Source organism: Actinomyces oris (genome assembly GCF_001937445.1).
Taxonomy (GTDB): Bacteria; Actinomycetota; Actinomycetes; order Actinomycetales; family Actinomycetaceae; genus Actinomyces; species Actinomyces acetigenes.
In genome coordinates this window covers 1-5,673 of sequence record NZ_MSKS01000072.1, presented here as the reverse complement: position 1 = coordinate 5,673, position 5,673 = coordinate 1, and the positions used below count along the sequence as shown (strand labels likewise).

Annotated in this window: 5 protein-coding genes; 2 read left to right on the top strand and 3 right to left on the bottom strand. The window is 70.3% G+C overall.

Translation table 11 applies throughout. From position 1 onward, the window contains the following. Positions 1–132: 132 nt before the first annotated feature. From BKH20_RS13465 to BKH20_RS14860, 3 genes are read right to left on the bottom strand one after another with little or no spacing between them, the layout of a single operon-like run. Positions 133–1,491 (bottom strand): FtsX-like permease family protein, encoded by a 1,359-nt coding sequence (locus tag BKH20_RS13465; protein WP_075391466.1) that lies wholly within the window; start codon positions 1,489–1,491, stop codon positions 133–135. After that, complete coding sequence (locus BKH20_RS13460) at positions 1,488–2,336, bottom strand: ABC transporter ATP-binding protein (RefSeq protein ID WP_178388615.1); 849 nt, start codon at positions 2,334–2,336, stop codon at positions 1,488–1,490. Before BKH20_RS13460 ends, BKH20_RS13465 begins: the two co-directional genes overlap by 4 nt. Continuing rightward, positions 2,333–2,668, bottom strand: coding sequence for a hypothetical protein (locus BKH20_RS14860; protein WP_256693197.1), 336 nt, complete (start codon positions 2,666–2,668; stop codon positions 2,333–2,335). The genes BKH20_RS13460 and BKH20_RS14860 overlap by 4 nt, the downstream gene beginning before the upstream one ends. Positions 2,669–2,866: 198 nt before the next feature. Between BKH20_RS14860 and BKH20_RS13450 the strand changes: the two genes are divergently transcribed. Together BKH20_RS13450 and BKH20_RS13445 are read left to right on the top strand one after the other, a co-directional pair. Next, positions 2,867–4,420 carry a sensor histidine kinase gene (locus BKH20_RS13450; protein WP_081381727.1) on the top strand — a complete coding sequence of 518 codons (1,554 nt, stop codon included), beginning with the start codon at positions 2,867–2,869 and terminating at the stop codon, positions 4,418–4,420. A gap of 76 nt (positions 4,421–4,496) precedes the next feature. Continuing rightward, complete coding sequence (locus BKH20_RS13445; protein ID WP_075391464.1) at positions 4,497–5,342, top strand: response regulator transcription factor; 846 nt, start codon at positions 4,497–4,499, stop codon at positions 5,340–5,342. Positions 5,343–5,673 lie beyond the last annotated feature (331 nt).

Below are 5,673 nucleotides of genomic sequence, written 5' to 3'. Positions count from 1 at the left end.
CATGATTCCGCGGTTCTGTCACAGGCATGAAGAACGCGAAGGCTCCTTTGTCACCGATTTGGACACAATACGGTCACCATCGCGGGACCTCACCAGAGACTCCGGCCGCGACTCCAACGCCGGCGACGAAGGTCAGTCGCGGGCACGCAGTACCTGCCCCAGGCTCTGCTTGCCCGCGAGCGCCCCGGCTCGGGCGGAGACGACAACGGCCAGGCAGGTGGTCGCCAGGGTGGCCGCGCACACGAGGCCCAACATCCCCCAGGGGAACCCCAGCAAGATGCTGGCCAGCGGCCTGTGCATGGCCTCTGCCACCAGAACGGCCGTGGACAGGGTGACAAGCAGGCCGAGGACGGTCGCAGCGGCGGCGTGGAGAACTCCCTCGAGGACCTCGATGGCCAGCACGTCGCGCTCCATGGCCCCGGCGGCGCGCAGAAGGGCGGCGTCACGGCGGCGCCGGCCCGCACTCATGGCGATGACGGCCACGCCCCCGGTCCAAGACACGAGGAAGGGCAGCCCGAACACGGAGGTGAAGCCCCTGACGGTGATCTCGGAGGAGGCCGATGCCGGGCCGAAGACAATGGCAACCAGCCCGATCGTCACTACGAAGGGCAGGACGGTGGCCGCCGAGCGGCGCGACTCCAGGGCGCAGGTGCGTCCGGCGACGTGCCAGGCGACGCCGGGATCCGGGATGAGAGCAGCGAGCAGGCGCTCCAGGACCGGGCTGATCCAGCCGCACAGGATGCACACGAACATCAACCCGCACAGGACGCCGCCGAAAAGGCTCATGAAGACGTCCTGATTCTCCCCGCTGCGGATGACGAGGAACTCGGCGGCCCACCCAGCCGCGGCGGCAGCGGCCCAGAGCAGCCGCAGGAGACCCTTGAGAACTCGTCCCGCGCTCCACCGCGCTCTCTGCCCGCCCGCCCCCCGCAGAAGCAGGGCCTCCGGGGTGCGTGAGGCCCGTTTGGCGGCACCCCGACCACCTATGACGAGGGTGCCGGCGCTGATGATCGCGGTCCAGATGAGGTCGGCGGGTTTCCACTGAGGCACCGCGCCAGGCAGCGCGGCCCCGTCGGAGACGAGCCGGTGCATCATGAACCGGCTGATGGGCAGGCTCAACGGCACCGCGATGAGAGAGGCGAGCGTCCCAAGGGCGAGGAGCTGGCCCAGGATGACCAGACGAACCATGGAGGGGCTCATACCCAGGGCCTTCCACAGCCCGTGGTCGCGCTCACGCTGGGAGACCGTGAGGTTGCTGGTGGAGGACAGAACGGTCACGGCAGCGAAGACGACCCCCATGATGATGGTGCCTGAGACGGATTCGGCCCCATCGATCATCGTGGGGTCTCCAGCAGCCTCCGCAGCGGTGAGGGAGCCATGGGTGATCCGGAACTGGCCGGCAACGGCGGAGGAGGCCACGACGGCGACGACGGCGGTCCACGCCCAGGAGCCGGCGTGGCGGCGCAGGTCGGACAGGAGCAAGCGGATCATCGGGGGCCTCCGGCACCGCGGGCGGACAAGACGGCGTCGGAGACGGCGGCGGGGTCACCTCCGGGGAGGGAGGCGACGATGCGGCCGGCGTCCATGACGAGGACGTGCTGGGCCCGGGCGGCGGCTGCGGCGTCGTGCGTCACCATGAGGACCGTGGTCGGCTTCTGGGCAGGAGCCGCGGACACGGCACCGGGCACAGCACCGGGGCTCCCGGCGAGCTCGGCGAGCCAGTCGAGGACGGTCGCGGCGGCGACGACGTCGAGGGCGGCCGTGGGCTCATCGGCGAAGACGATGTCGGGTCGGGAGGCCAGAACACGGGCGATAGCGACGCGCTGGCGCTCGCCGCCGCTCATCTGATGAGGCAGATGGCGGGCCTGCTCACTCAGGCCCACGCGCTCGAGGGCATCGTCGACGGCAGTGCGGCTCAGGGGTCTGCGACGCAGGCGACCGGGCAGAGCCACGTTGTCGCGCGCGGACAGGGAGGTGACGAGGTTGTCGTCCTGGAAGACGAAGCCGACGTGCCGGGCCCTGAAGCGGGCCGCAGCGCGGGGGCGAAGCGAACTCGTCTGGGTGCCGAGGAGCTGAACGGTCCCGGCTGTGGCGGTATCAAGTCCGGCGATGCACTGCAAAAGAGTGGACTTGCCGCAGCCGGAGGCTCCGACCAGAGCGGTGAAGCTGCCGACGGGCAGGGCGAGGTCGACACCGTCGAGTGCGGTGACGTCGGCGTTGCGGCGACCCTGGACGCGGAAGACGCGGGTGACTCCAGCTACCTCGATGGCCAGCGGTACCTGCGGCCCATGATTGTCGGCGCTGACTGCGGCGGGACGACCCTGACGACGGATCATGACAGCCTCCAAACCCCTGCGACTGCAAGGACGAGCCAGGTGAGGACGGATACCGCCCGGATTCCCGCCAGGGTGCCCAGCCCCCATCGCGCGGCCGGACGCCTCAGCCAAGGCCCCGCGATGATCAGCAGCGCGACCAGGACCGAGGGCAGCCAGGTCCACACCTCGGCGCCGTTCATCCTGGACAGCGGGTCGTGCACCCAGATCGTCACCACCCCAAGCACCTCGGTGCGAGCGAGTCCTCGGAACCAGGCCGGTACCGGCGGGAGGAAGCCTGCGACGCCGACGGCGCAGGGACGGGACAGGGACGAACGGAACGGGTCAAGGCTCATGCCCACCAGTCCACTCATCACAGGCCGCCGACGCACTGGTGCCCACTCCCGTCTTCGAGTCGGGCTGCCCCCACCTCACCCCCGGTCGAGTGCGCACCACCTCGGGGGTGCCAGCACCACCCCGGGAGCGCACATGCGGCAAGCACTGGGGAGCCAGCACGAGTGCACCCCGGGGTCGGGCCCGTTAGCGTCGTCGGCATGACCTCGACGCCACCACTCGGCTCCCCTTCCGACCTGCCTGCGACCGCACCCATAGGGGGCCCGGAGGACAGGACCAGCCCTCTTCCATCAGCTGCCGGCGCGTCCACAACCGTCCCATCCGCAGCAGGCCCGCAGTCCGCCGCTTCCTCGACCGGGCGCCGCCCGAGCCGGAGCCTTTGGTGGATCAGCGTCATCGGCTGGGAGCTCCTGCACGCCGCACTGTGGATACCGCAGGTCATCCTCCTCATCCCCTCCATCCTGCTGTTCCACCTGACGGTCCCTCTGGGGGCGTCCCTGGAGCGCGCCGTTGCACGCAGACTGGGAACCGATGCTCCGTCCGGACGCAAGGAGAACCAGCGCAGGAGCCCGTGGCTGCTGGCACGCGTCGCTCACATGGAGTTCTGGCGCCAGGACCTGCCCCTGTGCGTGGGGGGCATGACGCTGAGCACGGCGTCGTTCTTCCTCACCGCCTTCCTCGGAGCCCTGACCGTCACCAGCATCCTGGTGCCCTTCATGACCTCCTCCGAGAGTCCCGTCAGGTTCTACCTGGGCGGTCGCGAGATGGCGTTGACCGGGCTGCAGGCCACCCTGCTGCTGATACCGATCGGTCTGATCGCCCTCAGCCTCCTCTTCGGCGCGCTCTGGGGACTGGGGAGACTACGGCTGCTGCTGGTCAAGGCGCTGTCAGGTGAGCGCAAGACACAGCGTCTCGAGCAGCTGACCGCCGAGGTCGGTCACCTCACGGCCAGCCGCGCCACCCTCATGGACGCCTTCGAGGCCGAGCGCACCCGCATCGAGCGCGACCTGCACGACGGCACCCAGCAGGAGCTCGTTGCCCTCGCCATGAACCTGGGCGGGCTGCGCCTGGCCGCCGAGTCCCTGCCCGAGGACGACGCAGCCTCCACGTCCCGGACCGCGCTGCTTGAGGGGATCGATACCGCGCAGGACCGCGCGGAATCAGCCCTGAAAGACCTGCGTGAAACGGTGCGCGGCATCCGACCGGCGGTCCTGTCCGAACGCGGACTGGCACCGGCCCTGAAGGACCTGGCGGGACGGGCGCCGCTACCGACCAGCGTCGACATCGAGGCAGAGAAGGCCGACCTGGCCCTGATCTCACAGCCGGTGGGGACAGTCGTCTATTTCGCGGTGGCCGAGGCACTGACGAACGCCGCCAAGCACGCTCGGGCCACACGCGCCACGGTCGCGCTGCGCTGCACGAGCACCGGGCTGAGCGCCGTCATCACCGATGATGGGCGTGGCGGGGCCGACCCGGGGCGGGAGAACGCCACCGGCCTGCGCGGTATGGCGCAGCGGATGGAGTCCGTCGGCGGGCGGCTGGAGGTCAGTTCCCCCGAAGGCGCCGGGACGCAGCTGACGATCACAGCGCCGCTGACGCCGCCATGGGGCGCGGAGGGGCAGAAGGCCGACCGGGTGGGCGAACGAGGGTCTCACCCGGAGGTCGACGAGGAGGCCGGGCAGGCAGGCGCACCGCAGGATCTGACGACCCAGCCACACGTGCTCTCGCCGACTGCGGCGTCGGGCCAACTGTGAGCGCGAGGCATGCGAGTCCGGGCGGTCCCTGTGAGCACCACCCCATCCGGTGGGCCGACTGGGGCAGGATGTGCCTATGAAAATCCTGCTCGCTGATGACGCCGCCCTTCTGCGCGAGGGACTGGCCGGACTGCTGACCACCGCCGGGCACGAGGTCGTGGCACAGGTGGCCGACGCCGACGCCCTGCGCGCCGAGGTCGGGCGCCTGGCTGCAGCCGGGACGCTGCCCGACGTTGTCGTCACCGATGTGCGGATGCCGCCGACCGGCACGGATGACGGACTACGTGCGGCGATCGACCTGCGCCGAACCTACCCGGGGCTACCGGTGGTGGTGCTGAGCGCCTATGTGGCCGGCCCTTATGTGCAGGACCTGCTCGAGGAGACCGAGTCCCCGGCCTCGCCAGCCGGCCCCGGCACCCCCGGCGCAAGCAGCGGGGGCGCCGTGGGCTACCTGCTCAAGGAGCGCGTGGGACGGGTGGCGGACTTCCTTCACTCGCTCGACGTCGTCGTGGGCGGCGGGGTGGTTATTGATCCGGAGGTGGTCTCCCATCTCATGAAGGCGGCCCGTGCGGGTTCGGCTACGGGGACAACAGGGGGATCAGAGTCAAGTGCGGCCACCGCGTCACCCGGCTCCCGGGTTCCGGAGACGGCGGGGGCGGTCTCGCCGTCGACACCCTCGGGCCGGAACGCGAGTGCGGCACCGGGCGGGGTGGGCCTGGACCGGCTGACACGGCGCGAGCAGGAGGTGCTCGGGCTCATGGCGCAGGGACTGTCCAATGCGCAGATCGCCGAGCGGTTGGTGCTCTCCGACGGAGCGGTGGCCAAGCACGTGGCGAGTATCTTCCGGGGGCTGGACCTGCAGCCCGGCGAGGAGAACCGTCGTGTGCGAGCTGTCCTGGCCTGGCTGCACGCCCGAGCCTGAGACCAGCCACGCACCCGAACCCGGCCGCACACCCGCGCCTGAACCTGGTCGCACCCGAACCTGCACCAGGCAGTACCCGAGCCTGCGCCCAGCCGCCGACGGGGACATCCTGCGCAGTCGGGGACTTTTCCTTACAGCCGGGGACATCTCACGCGTACGGGGACCGGATTCCTGTTCCCGCCGGCATCGAACACCCCCACCCGGAGCAAACTGCACCCGGCCGCGTGGAATGTCCCCGGCCGCACTGCACAGGGGAGCCTGACAGCGGACGCACCACTCAGGAGAGGACGTTTGGTACCTGAGACTGGTTTGGTCGGGTTGTGCATCGGGA